Source organism: Actinomyces sp. oral taxon 897, from assembly GCF_002999235.1.
Classification (GTDB): Bacteria; Actinomycetota; Actinomycetes; order Actinomycetales; family Actinomycetaceae; genus Actinomyces.
The window spans coordinates 2,081,955-2,099,666 of record NZ_CP027236.1; the positions used below are offsets into that span (position 1 = coordinate 2,081,955).

The 17,712-nt window shown below is 73.8% G+C and carries 10 protein-coding genes; 2 read left to right on the forward strand and 8 right to left on the reverse strand.

The features are described from left to right. Nucleotides 1–152: 152 nt before the first annotated feature. Both C3V41_RS08385 and C3V41_RS08390 read left to right on the forward strand, forming a co-directional pair. Complete coding sequence (locus tag C3V41_RS08385) at nucleotides 153–1,391, forward strand: FHA domain-containing protein (protein ID WP_254423537.1); 1,239 nt, start codon at nucleotides 153–155, stop codon at nucleotides 1,389–1,391. Beyond that, nucleotides 1,388–2,842 (forward strand): serine/threonine-protein kinase, encoded by a 1,455-nt coding sequence (locus C3V41_RS08390; protein ID WP_106109895.1) that lies wholly within the window; start codon nucleotides 1,388–1,390, stop codon nucleotides 2,840–2,842. Before C3V41_RS08385 ends, C3V41_RS08390 begins: the two co-directional genes overlap by 4 nt. On the opposite strand, the gene C3V41_RS14220 is transcribed toward C3V41_RS08390, so the two are convergent. The 8 genes from C3V41_RS14220 to C3V41_RS13835 all read right to left on the reverse strand — a co-directional run bounded on the left by C3V41_RS14220 (nucleotide 2,807) and on the right by C3V41_RS13835 (nucleotide 17,313). Continuing rightward, complete coding sequence (locus C3V41_RS14220; RefSeq protein WP_106109896.1) at nucleotides 2,807–4,696, reverse strand: RDD family protein; 1,890 nt, start codon at nucleotides 4,694–4,696, stop codon at nucleotides 2,807–2,809. The two genes, C3V41_RS08390 and C3V41_RS14220, sit on opposite strands and share 36 nt — an antisense overlap. A 14-nt stretch (nucleotides 4,697–4,710) precedes the next feature. Then, entirely contained in the window at nucleotides 4,711–6,975 is a 2,265-nt protein-coding gene (locus C3V41_RS14225; protein ID WP_106109897.1) for a transglutaminase-like domain-containing protein, read from the reverse strand. Beyond that, nucleotides 6,972–8,231, reverse strand: coding sequence for a DUF58 domain-containing protein (locus tag C3V41_RS08405; RefSeq protein ID WP_254423538.1), 1,260 nt, complete (start codon nucleotides 8,229–8,231; stop codon nucleotides 6,972–6,974). The genes C3V41_RS14225 and C3V41_RS08405 overlap by 4 nt, the downstream gene beginning before the upstream one ends. A gap of 84 nt (nucleotides 8,232–8,315) precedes the next feature. Further along, complete coding sequence (locus C3V41_RS08415; protein ID WP_106109649.1) at nucleotides 8,316–9,278, reverse strand: AAA family ATPase; 963 nt, start codon at nucleotides 9,276–9,278, stop codon at nucleotides 8,316–8,318. An 82-nt stretch (nucleotides 9,279–9,360) separates the two neighbouring features. Beyond that, complete coding sequence (locus tag C3V41_RS08420) at nucleotides 9,361–15,372, reverse strand: fibronectin type III domain-containing protein (protein ID WP_106109899.1); 6,012 nt, start codon at nucleotides 15,370–15,372, stop codon at nucleotides 9,361–9,363. Next, nucleotides 15,369–15,824 (reverse strand): adenylyltransferase/cytidyltransferase family protein, encoded by a 456-nt coding sequence (locus tag C3V41_RS08425; RefSeq protein ID WP_106109900.1) that lies wholly within the window; start codon nucleotides 15,822–15,824, stop codon nucleotides 15,369–15,371. The genes C3V41_RS08420 and C3V41_RS08425 overlap by 4 nt, the downstream gene beginning before the upstream one ends. Next, a complete protein-coding gene (locus tag C3V41_RS08430) occupies nucleotides 15,824–16,864 on the reverse strand; it encodes a sugar transferase (RefSeq protein ID WP_254423739.1) in 1,041 nt (346 codons plus the stop codon). The genes C3V41_RS08425 and C3V41_RS08430 overlap by 1 nt, the downstream gene beginning before the upstream one ends. Further along, complete coding sequence (locus C3V41_RS13835) at nucleotides 16,756–17,313, reverse strand: hypothetical protein (RefSeq protein WP_254423776.1); 558 nt, start codon at nucleotides 17,311–17,313, stop codon at nucleotides 16,756–16,758. The genes C3V41_RS08430 and C3V41_RS13835 overlap by 109 nt, the downstream gene beginning before the upstream one ends. Nucleotides 17,314–17,712: the final 399 nt, after the last annotated feature.

The following is a 17,712-nucleotide window of genomic DNA, read 5'->3' on the forward strand; positions in this document are numbered from 1 at the left end:
GCGCCCCACCCGCGTGCGCCGCGCCACGTCCACCGTCGCCGGCCGGGCCCGTGGTACCCCGACCATGTCACCACCGGTTCATCTGTGAGAGAATCAGGCGCAGCGAGGTGGCACGACACCACACCCCCAACACCCCTCTCAAAGGAGATCCCATGGCCATCGATGAGATCACAATGTCCTCAGCTCGGTGGTCCGAGGGCACCTGGTCCGCCGCCATCACCCCCCGGGGGGTGATGTTCCTGCCCGACCGCGTCCCCTCCGAGCTGGTCGAGCGGATCTGGGAGTGCCTGCGCTCCCCGGAGGGCTCCCTGACCACCGTCCTGGACGAGTTCGTCATGGGCATGGGCGGGCGCCTGGGCGGGATCCCGGAGTTCGTGCTGGTCATGCCGGTCTCCTCCCAGGAGATCCGGATCGCGGTACGCGGGCGCGTGGTCCTGGAGGTCAACGGCACCCCGGTGCGCGCCCAGGAGGTCGCCACCTGGTTCGAGACGGCCGCCCCCGCCAGCAGCCACATCGTCCTGTCCCCGCCGTCGCAGGCCGACGACACCCCGGTACTGCGCCCCGCCGCGGACGCCGTCGTGCCCGCGGGCAGGGTCGTCATCGGCGAGGGGCCCTCCCGCCCCGCCCCGGTGCCCGCGCCCCGCCACGAGACCGCCTCCACCCCCGAGGTGTCCGCGCCCTTCGACATCGAGGAGCCCACCACCTACCCGGTGGTCCCCTTCCACGGCGACGAGTCCTCCCCGACGGCGGAGATCACGGCCATTGACGACGAGTACCTGGCGAGCCTGGAGGGTGAGGACGAGGACGAGGAGCGTCCCGGGGACCACGACGGGCGGACCGTGGCCGAGCTGCCCGAGGACCTGGTCGCCGAGCTGCTCCCGGCGGTCTCGGCCTCCTCCCCGGCCCGTCACGCCGAGACCGCGCCCGAGCAGCGCGTCCTGTCCTCGGTCTGCGCCAACGGGCACGCCAACCCGACCAGCTACACCACCTGCCGCCAGTGCGGCCTGCCGCTCAACACGCCTGCCCGCTACCGTCCGCGCCCCTCCCTGGGGTGGGCGGTCTCCTCCTCCGGGCAGCGCGTGGAGCTGGTGCGCCCGGTCCTCATCGGGCGCCTGCCCTCCCCGGAGAACGTCACGACCATGACCGGCCTGACCGCCCAGCCCCTGACCGTGGACAGCCCCGAGCTGCTCATCTCACGCAACCACCTGCTCCTGGACGTGGACGAGTGGAGCGTGCTCGCCCAGGACCTGTCCCACTCCAACGGCACGATCCTGCACCGCGAGGGCTCCTCCCCCCTGCGCCTGTCGGCCGGCCAGTCCGTGGTGCTGCGCAGCAACGACCTGCTGGACCTCGGTGACGGGCAGACCGTCCGGCTCCAGGACCTGCCGTGACGCAGGGGCGTCAGGGGGAACCCAACACGCCACCGACCATCCCCGGATTCACCTACCTGCGCTTCCTGGGCAGGGGCGGGTACTCCACCGTCTACCTCTACGAGCAGCACATGCCGCGGCGCGAGGTCGCGGTCAAGGTCATGAACTCGGACATGGGCGACGACGTCGCCGCACGCTTCGAGTCCGAGGCCAACCTCATGGCCAAGGTCTCCACCCACCCGGCGATCCTGTCGGTCTACGGGGCGGGGGTCTCCGACGAGGGCAGCCCCTTCATCGTCATGGAGTACTGCCCCCCGCCCTCCCTGGGGACGATCCTCCAGCGCGAGCCCCTGGGGGTGTCCCAGGCGCTGAGCACCGCGGTCCAGATCGCCGGGGCCGTGGAGACCGCCCACCGCGCCGGGATCATCCACCGCGACATCAAACCGGCGAACATCCTGTTCACCCACTACCGCCGCCCGGTGCTCTCCGACTTCGGGATCTCGGCCATGAGCGGGCCCAAGCAGGACGGGGAGCTGCGGGGCATGAGCGTGCCCTGGGCGCCCCCCGAGCAGCTCGTGGGCACCGACGAGGCCCGGCCCCTGTCCGACATCTACTCCCTGGGCGCCACCACCTACGCGATGCTCAGCGGGCGCAGCCCCTTCGACCCCGACGGCACCTGCAAGGACGTCTACTCCCTGTCACGCCGGATCATTACCGACCCGGTGCCCCGCCTGCCCCGCAAGGACGCCCCGCCGTCCCTGTACAACGTCCTGGCCACGGCCATGGAGAAGCGCCCCGAGAACCGCTACCCCACCGCCCTGGCCTTCGCCCGCGCCCTCCAGCAGGTCGAGAGCGAGCTGGGGCTGCCGTGCACCACCGTGGACCTCCTCCAGGAGCCCGGGGAGAGCCTGGGGCGCCCCGTCGCGGCCGAGGGCGAGGCCACCCGGCTGGGGGTGTTCAGCAAGGTCCCCGACGCCGTCGTGCTGCCTGAGGCCAAGGACGCCACCGAGCAGCAGGCCACCCAGGAGCCGGACCGGCAGGCGCCGGGACGCTCCCCCCTGCTGCGCCGCGCCCTGGTCCTGGTGCTGACCACGGTGGTGGCCGCGGGGGCGGTGCTGGGCACCATCCTGCTGTCCCGGCAGACCGACGGGCCCCGGCCCCACGCCACCTTCGCCACCATCGCCCCGGGCAAGGAGAAGTCCCTGGAGGAGCTGCCGCCGCCGCGCAACCTCACCGGGGTCCTCACCGAGGACGGGAAGGTGACCTTTACCTGGGAGCCGCCCACACAGGACTGGGCCGACCAGTACCTCTACCAGGAGGGCAGCAGCCCGGGCGCGTCGGCGACGACCAGCTCCACCTCCAGGACCACGGTGACCGTGTCCGCGCGCACCGGACGCACCTGCCTGCAGGTCTCCAGCCTGCGCAAGGGGCGTACCTCAAGCCCGACGACGGCCTGCGTCGAGACGCCCTGAGCGGGAGTCGGAGCGGATCCTGTAGCCCGCTATCCCGAAGTACACCGTGGCCCCCAGGGGGGCGGGCACGGCGTCGCCCGCCACCAGGCGGGTGGTCCGCCCCTCGCTCTTGACCCGGGTGCCGTTGGTGGAGTGCAGGTCGGTGACCCACAGGCCGTCCACCATGGGGACCAGGGCCGCGTGGGTCTTGGAGATGGAGCGCCCGGAGTCGGTGACCCGGATCTTACGGGCCTCGGGGTAGGGGGAGATATTGTCCGGGTCCCGTCCCAGCACGGCGGGCTCCGTCAGGTGGATGGGCTCCCCGCCGTCCAGGGGGATCAGCCTGACCCGCGGGCGGGAGGCCGCACGCCCTGAGCGGGTGGCGGCCGGGGCCGAGGGGGCCAGGACGGGGGTGGAGACCTTCGGGGCGTCCGGCGGCAGCGCCACCTCCTCGCGGCGCGCGCTGGCGGCACGGGCCCGACGGCTGCCCGGGGCCGGGTCGTGGGCGGTGGGGGCGCTGGTGGCGCTCTGGGGGGTCATGGGGATGGCCCGGGTGGTGGGGCTCTGGGGGGTGCTGGCGTGGGCGGCCCTCCTGGTAGGGGGGGCGCTGAGTATCTCGGCGCTAATGGGGCGCATGCCCACCCGGGTCTCCTCCCCGGGCCTGGTACCGGCGGGCCTGGGCGCGCCCGCGGCGCCCTGGGCGGCAGCACGGGCAGCGGCCCGGGCGGCCGCCCTCGTTCCCGGGGCAGGGGTAGCAGCAGTGCCTGGACCAGTTCTCATACCCTCAGTACCACTCGACAGTATCGTGGTACCCACGGCGGACGCACGGACCTGGGGGTCCGACCCGGGCTCGGCACCGACGGGCACCCGGGTGGGTGCCGAGGCGGGACTCGGGGCATGACCGTGAGTACCTGAAGCGGAAGGCATCATACCATAAGCACCATTGAGAGCGCTGGCACCGGGGGGGGAGGGCGCGGAGCCGGCACCGGCCTCGGGCAGGTCCCCGTACGCGCCCGCCCCGCTGACGCCGGCTGGGCCCGGCGGCGCAGGTGCCGCCCCGGCCGGGGCGCCCTGGCCGGGGACGGCTGCATCCGGCCCCTCCTGGTCCTCCTGCGGTTCCGAGGGCCCCGTCTCCTGGCCCTCCCGGGACCCGCCGGCCGCCTGGGCCCGGAGCTCAGCGGCCTCCTGCTGGGACAGGACGGCGTGGGAGTCCTCCGTGGCCTCGTCCAGGACCATGGGGACGCTGGCCCAGGGGACCGAGTCGATAATCGCCTGGCTGGCCTCGGGGCTGTCCAGGGGCACCTGGGCCACGTCCAGGGTGTTACGGCCCTGGCCGCTGAAGGAGAAGGCGTCCGTGGGGAAGACGTCGTCCCCGCCCTGCGCCTGCGCGCCCTCGGGGTCCGCGGCAGGCTCCGCCCCGGCTGTGGCGTCCACCACCTTGATCCCGGAGAAGTGGTCGTGCCAGGCCCGCCCCTGGGGGTCGGAGGAGGCTGAGCGCATGAGGGCGACCGCCCCCAGCCCCAGGGTGGGGACCACGGAGACCAGGGTGAGGTCGGCGTGCAGGAACACCCCCAGGGCCGAGGGCCGCCCGGTACGCGCGTCCACCAGGCGTATCCGGGCCACCCCCGCGCCCGGGGTCCAGCCCGTGAGGGCGAGCACCAGCTGACGCAGCAGGCCCAGGCCCAGGCCCGCACCGACCGTCCCCACCAGGACGGGCCGCCCGACCGCCATGAGACCCAGGGCCGTCCCCCCCACCAGGACGGCGGCCAGGACGGTGTCCAGGACGGCGGCCAGCACACGGGAGCGCACGGAGGCAGGACGGAGCACCGCGGGAGCGCCGGGACGACGTCGCGAGTGGCGAGTGCCGGATGACATGGGCAAGAGCCTCCCTAGTGGGGACGCCGCGGCCGGTGGGGCCGTGACGCAGGGCGTAGCAGCGAGCGGACGGAGAAGCGCGCGAGGAGACGACGTCCTCGAGAATACCCCGCGCCCATGGCGGCGATCATGGCGTCCGCCGAGTCCCACAGGGCGGCACGCACCTTGGCAGAGGGCTCCCCCCCGGCGAAGACCTGGGCGTCCACGGCCCGGGCCAGGCGCGACAGGTCGGCGGAGGGGAAGCGCCCGCCCAGCCGGGCCGCCGTCTCCCGCCGGGTCGCCCCGGGCACGACGACCACCGCCAGGTCGCGGGCGCGGTCCAGGATCTCGTCCCAGGCCCCGGTGACGGCGTCCAGGCCCGGTGACCGCCGCCGTCGCAGCCGACGCCGGGACTTCAGGAGCGCAATGAGCACCAGGACCAGCACCACCGCCCCCAGGGCGCCCCCCGCGACCAGGAGGGCCACCGGCAGGGAGCGGGGCGGGGCCTGGTCGTCCTGGTGCGGGTCGTCCTGGTAGGCCGGGGGGAGCTCAGCCGGGTCCTGACGGGGCAGCGGGGGCTGAAGCACCTGCGGCTCGGGGTTGGAGACCTTCTGGGCGCTCTGCTGCTGGGGGATCTGGTCGCGGTCAGGGGTGACGTCAAAGGGGACCCACCCCCGTCCCTCGAAGGGGATCTCCACCCAGGCGGCCACGTCCTCGCCGGTGACGACCCCGGTATTGCCGTCGGTCTCGGAGCGGAAGCCCAGGGCCACGCGCGCGGGGATACCCAGCGAGCGGCACATGAGCATCATGAGCACCGAGTACTGCTCGTCGTCACCCACCATTGTCTGGGCGCGCACCATGGAGGCCAGGCGCGCGGCCCCGTGCCCCGGCTCCGAGGGCGTCCTGGTGCCGTCGGAGTAGTAGGAGGCGCGCAGCGCCTGCTGGAGGGCGCGGACCTGGTCCAGGGGGGCGGACTGCGACCCCACGATCTGGGCCGCCCGGGCGGCCACGGAGGCGGGGACCCCCGAGACCGGCCCCAGGGCGACCTGCGCCACGCTCAGGGAGCGCAGCGTGGTGTCGCTGGGGACCGAGACCACCGCCGCCTGCTGGTCCAGGACGTCGCCCTCCTCCAGGCCGGCGGTGACCACCGCCGTGGCCGAGGCCGGGTCGTTGTACAGGTTCTCACCCAGCGCCGTGGCCCGGTCCCCCCGCATCTGCATGGTCACCGTGTCCGCCACCATGGGGACCCAGGGGTAGGAGTAGCCGGTCACCGTCAGGGTCACCGGGCCCGCCCCGTCGGCCTCGGCCTGCGACAGGCGGGTGGTGGTACCCACGTGCTGGAAGCGCGCCTCCCCGGTGGTGCGCTCCCCGATACTGGCCCGCACGCCGTCGTAGGAGTCCAGGGTGGCCAGGCGGATCCGGGCCTCAGCGGGCAGGCCGGAGGCGGTCAGCAGGGACTCGTGGGACAGGTCGGTCTCCAGGGTCCGCACCAGGGACAGGGGCGTGGCGTACTGGGTCAGGTCCAGGGGCGGCTCCAGGTGGTCACGCAGCACCACCCGCGCCCCGGGCGGGGTGGGGGCCACCACGACGGCCAGCGCGACACCGGCCGCCACGAGGGCCACCGCCTGAGTACCGCTGCGCCAGCTGGCCCGGCGCAGCCCGGAGTCCTCCTCCCCCATGGCCGCGGCCACCCGGTCCTGGCGACCGCGCAGGGAGGCCACCGCCCACAGCACCAGGACCAGGGCCACCAGGCCCGGGCCCAGCACGGTGGGGGCCACCACGGTGCGCCCGCCCCAGGTAATGGCCACCACCGGCACCAGCAGGGCCGCCAGCCCCCCGAGACGCTCACGCCCGGCCAGCACCAGGCGGGTGGACAGCGTGCCCACGGCCAGGCCCGTCACCCAGGGCAGGACCGTCATGGCCCTGAAGGCGCTCAGGGGCAGGGGCAGGGTCAGGGCGTCACGCCACACCGTGACCAGGCTGGACCACACCGTCAGCACCGCCTGCCAGCCCGAGCCGACGTCGGGCAGGACCCAGGGGGCCACCGCCATGTGCACCACCGCCGCCAGGGCCAGGGTGGTCAGCGCCGTCAGCCGCGTCCGGGCGCAGACCACACCCAGGACAAGGCCCAGGGCACCGGCCCCGGCGGCGGCCAGCGCGCCCGCCGCCACGTCGAACAGGGGCAGGAAGGCCGCCGACCCCAGGACCAGGATCCCCAGGAGCAGGACCACCTCACCGACCGCCACGGCCCCGGTGGGCGGGGTGGGGGGCACCCGCCCCCACAGACGCACGACCCTCATACCAGCCTCCTCATGGCCCGGGGCAGGTCCTCGAGCCGGTCCAGGTCCAGCACGTCCATGGCGCCCACCCGACGGCGCCTGAACGGCTCCTGCCCGCAGCGCACCGCCAGGGCCATCATGGACACCGGGACCACCCCGCGCAGCCGGGCCAGGTCGCCCACGGGCAGGCACTGGCCGGTGACCAGGACCAGCACCGAGGCGTCAGGGTGGTCGGCGCAGGCCCGGCGGGCCAGGGACACGTCGTCGCGCGCGGCCTCCAGGGCCAGGGAGCAGGAGGCGTCCAGCAGACGCAGGGGCGTGGTGGTGGGCAGGGACGCCCCGGGGGTGAGCAGGCGGACCTGCCTGCCCTGGAGCATGGCGTCCAGGGCCAGGGAGCAGGCCACGCTCACCGCCGTCTCGAAGTGCTCCGGGTCGTCGTAGTCCGCCTCCGCCGTGGACAGGACCACCATGAGGCTGGAGCGGCGGGTCTCCTCGAACTGGCGGACCATGAGGCGCCCGACGCGGGCGGTGGTGCGCCAGTGCACGTTGCGCCGGTCGTCCCCGGGCACGTAGTCGCGCAGGGCGTGGAAGGACACGTCCGAGCTGGACAGGTCCTGGGTGACCGCGCCCTCGACGTCCCGCAGCACGCCCTGGAGGACCGCCCCCATGAGGACCGTGCGCGGGTGGACGTGGATCCTCTGGGCGCGGGTGCGCTCGCGCTCGCGGCGCAGCAGGCCGACGGGGTCGCGGGCCACGCACAGCACCGGTCCCACGGTGACCACGCCCCGGTGGTCGGTGGGCAGCACGAAGCCCCGCTCGAAGCTGGCCCGCGGGGCCAGGGTGGGCACCGCGAACACGGCGGTGCCCCCGCCGATGGGCAGCTCCATGCGGGTGGGCAGCAGGGAGCGGGTCAGGGGGTTGGTGACCTCCACGTGCACCAGGGCGTGGTCCCCGACCGTCACCTTGCTGTTCAGCGGGGAGTGGCTGACCTGGTGCCCGCCGGAGGGCAGCAGCCACAGCCAGGCGGTGCACACCACGACGGCGAGGACCACCGCCGCGCTCCAGGCCTCCTGCCAGCCCAGGACCCAGCCGGCCGCCACGCAGGCCGCCAGCAGCACCCCGGCGGCGACGCCGGTGGGGGTGACCACCCGCCACGGCGCCGTGAGCACCGAGGCGGCCCGGGCGTGCGGGAGGAGGCGGGCGAGGCGGCCCAGGGGGCGCAGGACGGGTGCGGCGAGGCGGCCCAGGGGGCGCAGGGCCCGGACGAGCCCGCGCACGGGGGCCAGGAGCCGACGACGGCCAGCTGACTGGGACCGGGAGGGTCGCGGGGAGGAAGGGACCGGGGCGGGAGACACGTCTTATTACCTGTGGGTGGGTGCGGGTACGGTGGTCAGGGCGTGGTCGATGACCTGCTCGGGACTGGCCCCGGCGAACTCCGCGTCAGGATCCATCACCACACGGTGCGCCCACACACTACGAGCCAGATCCTTGACGTCATCAGGCACCACGTACGCCCGACCCTGGGCAGCCGCCCACACCCGCGCCACCCGCACCATCGCGATCGCCCCACGAGTCGACACCCCCAACCTCACCGAGGCATCCCCCCGCGTCGCCTCCACCAGAGCCCCCACATAGTCCAGCACCGAGTCCTCCACATGGTTACCCGCCGCCAGATCCGCCATCGACGCCACCGCCGAGGACGCGATCACCGCCCCCAGCGACCGAGACCGGTCCGGACGAGCCGACCCCGCCAGCACCCGACGCAGAGCCACCCGGTCCGGGTACCCCACCGACGTCTTGACCAGGAACCGGTCCAACTGAGCCTCAGGCAGACGATACGTCCCCGCCTGCTCAATCGGGTTCTGCGTCGCGATCACCATGAACGGACGACCCGCCGCATGAGCCACCCCGTCCACCGTCACCTGCGACTCCTCCATCACCTCCAACAGGGCCGACTGCGTCTTCGGACTCGCCCGGTTGATCTCGTCCGCCAGCACCACCGACGCGAACACCGGACCCGCGTGGAACTCCCACTCCCCACTCCCCTGGTCGAACACCGTCACCCCCGTGATATCACTAGGCAGCAGATCCGGCGTGAACTGGATCCGCGAGTGCGTCCCCTGCACCGTCGCCGCCACCGCCCGAGCCAGAGCCGTCTTCCCCGTCCCCGGCGCGTCCTCCAGCAACAAGTGCCCCTCAGCCAACATCGTCACCAGAGCCAACCTCACCACCTCCTCCTTACCCAACAGAGCCAGACCCACATTACCCACCATCCGCGCAAACGTCTCCGCAAACCAAGCCGCATTCTCCTGAGTCATAGCCATAGGGCAATGATCCTATACGCGGCCCGGCGCCACAGTGTGAGACCGAGCGTGCCAGGTCTCAATATGGTCACTGCCCGGGGGCCTACTTCTGGGTGCAGGTCACCTCGGCGTCGCGCGTGTTGGCACGGTGGGGGAAGACCTGGTGGGCCTCCCCGTTGGGATCCAGGCTGACGGCCCCGTGGTAGGTGAAGAGGTTGTTCTGCCCCTTCTCCCGGTAGGAGTAGGAGCACTCCACGACGCTGCTGGGCCTCATGCCGCGGATGTCCACGACGATCTTCCAGCAGCTGTCCTGCGAGAACCCGCTCTCCTTGAGGTCCTGGGCGCTGCACTTAGCGTCGGGGGAGTCCGGTGAGATGGCGAAGGTGCGCTTCTCCCCCGGGCTGGGCGGGTTCGGGCTCACCGAGCCCCGGATGAAGCAGCCCCAGTCGGAGGTCCCGGCGTCGCTGGTAGCGCGCACGCACCAGGTGAAGGCGGAGCCGGAGCTGTAGGGGAAGGTCTTGGTCTCGCCCACGGTCAGGGGGGTGCCGTCGGTGGCGGAGCCTGAGTGGGACCACTGGTAGGTGTTGGCCCTGCCCCCGGTGGCCCCCGGGGTCCAGGTGCACGACCACTGGCTGCCGTTGACCGTGCAGGAGGCGGTGGGGCTGGACGGCGGCCCGTAGGGGGTGACCGAGGCGGCCTGGACCGGCTCGGAGTACAGGGTGCTGCCGTCGCTGGTGGTGCCCGAGGCCCGGGCCCGCAGGGTCACCGGGGCGCCGTCGGTCAGGCCGTCGAAGGTGGTGCCAGACTGCCAGGTGGAGCCGTCCAGGGAGTACTGGATACTCAACTCGCCCTGGCTCCAGCCGTTGCCCGCCCGGGGGTAAGCCGGGGTGGCCACGCTGACCTGGCCGTTGACCCCGGTGGCCTGCGCGACCGGGGCGCTGGGGGCCAGCGGGGCGGTCTGCAGGACGTAGCTGGTGGGGTCGGAGGTGGCCGACCCGGCGCGGTTGGTGGCGGTCACGGTGAAGGTGTAGGAGCCCGGGTCCAGGGGGATGCTGAGCCTGGTGGCCCCGCCCGCGCTGGGTGAGGTGGTGGTGGCCCCGGTGACGTTGACGGTGTAGGTCACGGGCGCGCCGTTGGCGGGGGCGGCCCCCCAGCTGACGGTCACCCCCTCGGAGGAGGGGGTCACGGTGGGCGCGGAGGGCTTGCCCGGGGCCCCGTAGGGGGCGGCCGGGGCGGAGGGCGCGGAGTAGGCCGAGGGGGTGCCGGCGCTGAGCACGGCCCGCACCGACATGGTGTAGGTGGTGCCTACGCTCACCTCGGGGGCCTGGACCTCCACGGAGGTGCCCGAGACGGTCTTGGTCACCGTGCTGCCCCCGCCCCTGGGCTGGAGGCGCACCTCGTAGGTGATGGTCACGCCCTCAATGTCGGGCACCGCGTTCCACCGGGCGCTCAGGGCGCCCTCGCCGCCGGTCAGCTGGACGCCGGTGGGCACCTGGGGGGTGACCGACAGGACCACCGGGGTGGAGGTGGCCGACGCCGGGGAGTCCCCGGCGGAGTTGTGGGCCACCACGTAGAAGGAGTAGGTGCCGCCCACCGGCAGGCCGGTGGCCACGCAGGGCGGGGCGGTGCACGACCACTGCCCGGCACCACCGGCCTCCGTGACGGTGTAGCCGGTGATGGGCGCGCCGTGGTCCGGTCCCGGGGTCCAGGTCACGGTCATGCCGGTGGCCCCCCGGGGGGTGGCGCGCACACCGGTGGGGGCCCCGGGGGCGGAGACCACCGTGACCGTCACGGAGCCGGTCACCGAGCGCGACTCCAGGCCCGAGGCGTCCATGACCCGGTACTGCACGAGCACCCGGCCGTAGAAGCCGGCCTCGGGGGAGATGGTGATGACGGTCCCGGAGGTGGTCACCGCGGCCCGGCCCGCGGTGACCACCGGGGTGCTGGGCAGGGTGATGGGCTTGTCGGGGAAGGGGTTGGTGACCAGGGTGGCCACGTCCACGCTCACCGGGGACCCGTCGGAGGTGCGGGTCGCCGGGACCGTGGTCATCATGGGGCGGGTGGAGGCGGCCACCTTGACCGGGACACTGGCCGCCACGGGGTCGTTGACGCCGTCGCTGAGCGTGACCGGCACGGAGAGGCTGGTGCCCGGCTGGGCGTCGAGGGTGGCCGAGACGCTCAGGGTGGAGTCGGACAGGGTGGCGCTCAGGCCCGCGGGCACGGTCCCCAGGGAGAAGGTCAGGGCGTCGCCGTCCGTGTCGCGGGCCATGGCGCCCAGGCTGACGCCCACCGGCGGCTCACCGGGGGCCACCGTGACCTCGGTGGGGGTGAAGGTCGGGGGCGTGTTGGTGGTGGAGGTCACCAGGACGGGCAGGGTCACGGTGGCCGCCAGGGCGTCCGACCCGGTGCCGTCGCGCACCTCGAAGGTCACCGAGGTCTGCCCGGCGAAGCCCTTCTGGGGCGTCAGGCGCAGGGTGCCCGGCCCCTGCAGGGTGGCCGACTCCACGCCGGTGCCCCCGTGGATGGTGCTCTCGTCGGTAATGACCGGGCTGGTGCCGGCACGGGTCTGGATGTGGGCGGACAGGGGGATGTCGGTGCTGGTGTCCGCCGGGACGCTCACCGGGACGGTGCTGGCGTCCACGCGCGGGCGCAGCTCGCGCAGCGCGGGGACCACCACGACGGCGTGGCCGGTCAGCCCGTCGGCGTCGGTGACGGTGTACAGGACCGTACGCGGCTCCTGGGACACCGACAGGCGCAGGCTCTTGTCCACCACCTGCACGTCGGGCTCCTCGGTGCTCAGCGTCAGGCTCCAGGGGGACCCGTCCTTGTCCCGGTCGTTGTCCAGGACGGGGACGGTGACCTGGCCAGAGGCGTCCACCTGGTCCACGGTGACGTAGTCGTCCACCCCCACCGGGTGGGCCCGGGGGGCGTCGGAGCTGACCTGGAGGGTGACGGTGCCCACGGCGGTGCCCCCGCGGGAGTCGGAGACCGTGTAGCGCAGGGAGTAGACGCCCTCGGAGGAGGGCAGGGTCACCAGGACCTGGTTGGCCCTGGAGGAGACCTCCAGGGCGGGGTCCTCCGCCACGGGGGCGCCCTGGAGGGACAGGCGGTCGCCGTCGGCGTCCAGGTCGTTGGCCAGGACGTCCACGGCCACGGTCCGCCCCGGCTGGGCCACCACCAGGTCGTCCACGGCCACCGGCGGGGTGTTGACGGCCGAGGAGCTGGCCACGCCCACCCGCACCGTGCCCGTGGCCTGGGCCCCCAGGCGGTCCTCCACCACGTAGGTGAAGGTGTCGGTGCCGCTGGCGCCGCTGGAGGGCGTGTAGGTCAGCCAGGTGGAGCTGACGGTGACGGTGCCCATAGTGGGGGCCTGGCCCAGGCCCACCAGGCTCACGGAGTCGCCGTCGGCGTCAATGCCCTCCAGGGGCACGGTGACGTTGACCGGGGAGCCCTCCACGGTGCGCGCCTCCAGGCCCTGGGGCACGGGGGCGGAGTTGTTGGCGTCGTCGCGCGCCCACACGTCCACGGTCAGGGTGCCCGAGGCGGTCTGCTGGCTGGTGTCCAGGGCCGAGTAGGTCAGGGTGGTGCGCCCGGGGACCTGGCCGGCCTTGAAGCGCACGGTGTTCTCGCTGACCCAGGCCGTCCCCAGGGGCTGGTCGAGGAACTCCAGGTCGGGGGCCACTGACAGGCTCAGCCCGGAGGGGGAGGAGTCGTTGGCCAGCACCGAGACCGTCACCACGTCCCCGGCGCGCACCACGGCGGTGTCGTTGCCCACCACCGGGACCTGGAGCTCGGTGGTGGCCACCGGGACCACCGAGACGGTGCCGGTGGCCGAGGCGGTGCCGTTGGACACCACGTAGCGGATCTCCGTGCCCTCGGGGACGGGGCCCGCGGCGGAGACCTGGAGCAGGGAGTGGTCCACCAGGGTCACGCTCACGCCGACGTCCTGGGGGGCCTGGACGGACTGGAGCACCAGGATGCCGCCAGCGGGGTCGAAGTCGTTGCTCAGGGGGGCGACGGTGGTGCTCCCGCCGTCGCGCAGCAGCACCGTGTCCTGCTCCACCTGGGGCGGGACGGAGGGGGCGGAGGGGGCTACCACGTCAATACGCACAATGCCCTTGGCGGTGCCCGAGCCGGCGGCCACGTCGTAGGTCAGGTAGAGGGTCTGGGGGCTGTCGGCGGTCAGGGAGAAGACCCCGGCCTGCTGGTCCACGGTGACCGTGACCCCCACCGGCGGGTCGCTGACGGCGGCCAGGCGCAGGGGGTCGCCCGTGGGCGAGACGTCGTTGTCCAGGGGCGCCACCACGGCGGTGGTCCCGGCCACCACCCGCACGTGGTCGGCGTTAGCCTGGGGCAGGGCCGACTCGGCGCCGACCACCTTGACCTTGACGGTGCCGGTGGCCGACTCCCGCCCGTCGGAGACCGTCACGCTCAGCTCGTGCTCCCCCACGCCGGCGCCGGTGTCGCGCACCACCACGGTGCCCTCGTTGGAGGTCATGACGTCCATCCCCTGGCCCTGGGCCGAGGACAGGTAGACGCTGTCGCCGTCGGGGTCGCGCCAGTAGCCCAGGACGCCCAGGGAGCCCGAGGCGCCCTCCACGATCGTCAGGGAGGGCACGGAGGTCTCCGTGGGCGCCTCGTTGCGGGCCCACTCGTGGATCTCCACCTCGGCGACGGCGGAGTCGCTCAGGCCGCGCCCGTCGTCGGCGGTGTAGGGCACGGTCACGCTCCCGGTGGCGTCGGCGGGCACGTCCAGGCGCAGGGCCAGGCCGCCCTGGGCCTGGGTGACGGTGGCCGAGCTGCCCGCGTCACCGGGCACGGCGGTGAGCACGTCGCCGTCGGGGTCGGAGTCGTTGGCCAGGACCGGCAGGACCGTGGAGCGTCCCGGGCGCGCCCCGAAGTGGTCGTCCACGGCGACCGGGGGGTGGTTCTCCTCGGTGCGCTCGGGCTGGGACTGGTCCTCCGAGGCGTCGGCGGAGTCGTCCTGCTGGTCGGCGTCCCGGTCGTTCTGGGCGGTGGTCTCGGTCCAGTCGTCCAGGAGGACGAGGTCCTCGTCGGGCAGCCACACCCGGCCCGCCGCAATGTCGTTGAGCACGATGGCGTCGCGGTTGACCCGGAACACGGGGCTGGTGGAGGCCGCCAGGGTGTCGTCGTGCCGGATCTCGGGGGTGGTGCCGCAGCCGCGCAGGAACTGCCCCGAGCCGGACCAGGCGGCGTAGACGCAGTCCTTGAGGCGTACCGGTGCGGCGGGCACGCCGGGGGCCTCGGCGTCCTTGCCCCCGCTGGTACTGGCCTGCCGGGTGGGGGCCGAGCCGTCCAGGGGCACGGTGTACAGGGCGGTGCGGGAGGCCACCAGGACCGAGCCGGCGGCCGGCCCGGGCTGCTGGAGGACCAGCCCGCCCTCCCCCAGGTCGGTGGTGCCTCCCCCGGGCAGGTGGAGGACCCCGGTGGTGCGCTCCAGGACGACGGCGTCGGTGCCCACGGCGGTGACGGCCACCTCCCCGCCCTGGGGCAGGGTCATGGAGGTGGTCCGCGGCTCGCCCCAGCCGGTGCCCGAGACGGGGACGGTGGTCAGGGTGCCCGCGGAGACCGAGACCGCGTGCAGGGAGCCGTCCGTACCCGCGGCCGCCACCAGGCCCGGCTGGCCCTCCACCAGCGGCCGGGCGGAGGTCAGGGAGGACAGGGCGCTGACGGTGGTGCCCCGCACGGTGCCCTCGGTGCGGTCCACGCCCAGGACCCGGTTGGCTCCCTGGAGCACGGTGACGTCCTGGGAGACGCTGGTGGAGCCGGAGAGCTCGACCAGGGAGGGGTCCACCAGGGACACGCTGCCCTGCCCCTGGTCGGGCACGAGCACGTCGGTGCCGTCCTGGGTGACGTCGAAGGAGGCCGAGGCGGTGCGGATGGAGCCGTCCACCTGGCGGGAGGGGTAGTTCAGGCGGGCCACCAGGTGGGAGGAGGTGCTGGTCACCCACACCCCGCCGTCGTTGAGATCCAGGTCGGCCTGGGGGACGCCGTCGTGGAGCCAGGCCGCACCGGCCAGGACCAGGGCCGTGAGAGCAGCGGTCGCGGCGGACAGACGCCGACGACGTGTGGCGCGCGCGACTGTTGTGCTCATAGCTGGGTAGGACCTCCGGGACGAGGGCTGGTGCGCGACGAGATCTGCTGGGACAGGGCCCGGCGCAGCATGGTTGAGGACGTGGTGGGAGTATAGGGGAGGTAGACCACCCGGGCCCCCACCTCGGCCATCTGGGCCTCCAGGCGCTCGCCCTTGGGGGTGTCCTTCCAGTCGGTGCCCTTGAAGAGCAGGTCGAAGGGGTGGGCCCGCCAGGCCAGGCGCTTGTCCTGGTCGTGGTCGGGGACCACCTCGTCAACCACCCGCAGGGCCGCCACCAGCGCCATGCGCTCGACCAGGGGGACGACGGGAGGGGCCCCCTTCATGCGCACCAGGGACTCGTCGGTGGCCACCCCCACCACCAGGTGGTCGCAGTGCCGGGAGGCGGTGGTCAGGATATTGAGGTGGCCCACGTGGAGCATGTCGAAGCCGCCGGGGACGTAGCCTACCTGCATCAGTAGGCCCCCCGGCCGCCCAGGACGGCCTGGACGGTGCGCGCCAGGATCCTCACGTCCATGCCCCCGCCCTGGTTCTCCACGTAGTGGCGGTCCAGGGCCACGGTGGACTCCCAGGACAGGTCCGAGCGCCCCGAGACCTGCCACAGGCCGGTCAGGCCGGGCTTGACCAGGAGGCGCCGGCGGGCCTCGGTCTCGTAGGCGGCGACCTCCTCGGGCAGGGCCGGACGGGGCCCCACCAGGCTCATCTCACCGGTGACCACGTTGATCAGCTGGGGCAGCTCGTCAATGGACAGGCGCCGGATCCAGTGCCCCACGCGGGTGATGCGGGGGTCGGCGCGGTCCTTGAAGAGGACCTCGTTGCCGGCGTCGCCCCCCACGCTGACCAGGGCGGCTCGGCGCGCGTCGGCGTCCACGTACATGGAGCGCAGCTTCCACAGGGTGAAGGGCTCGCCCCCGCGTCCGACACGCACCTGGCGGTAGAAGGCCGGGCCCGGGGAGTCCAGGCGCACGGCCAGGGCGGCCAGGCCGATGACCGGGGCGGCCAGGACGGTCAGGAGCGTGCCGGCGACCCGGTCGAACACGGCCTTGCCCAGGGCGCGGGTGCGCCGGGTGCGCACCGCGACCACCCCGGTCCAGCCGTGGGTGACGGGCACGCCCTCCATGCGCTCGGGCTCGACGTCCTGCAGGCCCGGGGCCACCAGGAGGCGTACCGGGGTGCCCTCCAGGCCGCGCATAATGTTCAGCAGGTCACCGGGGGTGACGCTGCCCACCGTCATGACGACGTCAATGCGCTCGTCGGCCACCAGGGAGGCCACGTGCTGGGCGCTGCGCACCGGGTCGGCGGGGCGGTCGTAGGAGTCGCCCACCCCGGAGGACAGGTAGCCCACCACCATGAGGCCGTCCCCGGGGAAGCGGCGCAGCTGGTACATCATGGGCTCCGCCCCCGGGCCCATGACCACCAGGGTGCGGCGCAGGGCGTGCCCCTCCAGGCGACGCCGGTAGAGCCAGGACCCCTCCAGGACGCGCCCGGCGAGCACCAGGAGGGCCTGGAGCGCCAGCAGGAGCAGGCAGGCCCGGCGGGGGCCCCGAGCGTCTGCGCCGCCAGGAGGGACACCGGGCAGGTCAGGAGGGCGCACAGGGCCAGGCGCCCGGAGGGCACGCGCCCGTGGTCCACCGCCCCCGGCCCCAGCCCGCCCATGGACCACACCAGGACGACCTGGCCCCCGCCCGCCACGCCGACGGCCAGCGCCGTGTCCGCCCGGCCCAGGAGCAGGAGCGCCCACACGGGCACCAGGACGGCGGCCAGGTCGCCCAGGACGATCCACAGGCGCAGGTCGGCGCGCACCTGGGGCCAGGGCGCGGGGACGTTGAGGTGCGGGTGGGGCCTGGAGGAGGGCGCACGGCGCACGAGGGTGTCACCGCTGGGCTCGCCGGAGGGAAGCTGGCTGGGCTGAGCGGGAGGGAGGACGAGCGGCTTAAGGGACAAGGCAACTCCAGGGGGCACTGCGCGCCCATGGAGGCGCGCCTGAGCGGCATCGACATCATGAGGCCCTATGAGCATAGCGCCCGAAACCGATATATGGCCTGCACGTGAGTGGGCTCACTGTGCGTCTACTGTGAGGTCGCAGGTAGGCGGCGGGGTGCACCGGTGTCACGGCGTGTCGGGTCGGGTGCGTCAGGACGTCACGGGGACGGTTGGCACCCGTCCGGGAGGGCGGGTGACGGAACGGTAGAATAATATCCTGCCCACTTCCCCGGGGCACCCGGGGCGCGTCGGCGCTCCCTGCCGCAGCCGCCCCTTTCCGCGGCGCCGCGCCCCGGACGCGCCCCCCACCTGCACGCTTGCCGCCCCGACGCCGGGGCGCCACCGGACGACGGACCGTCC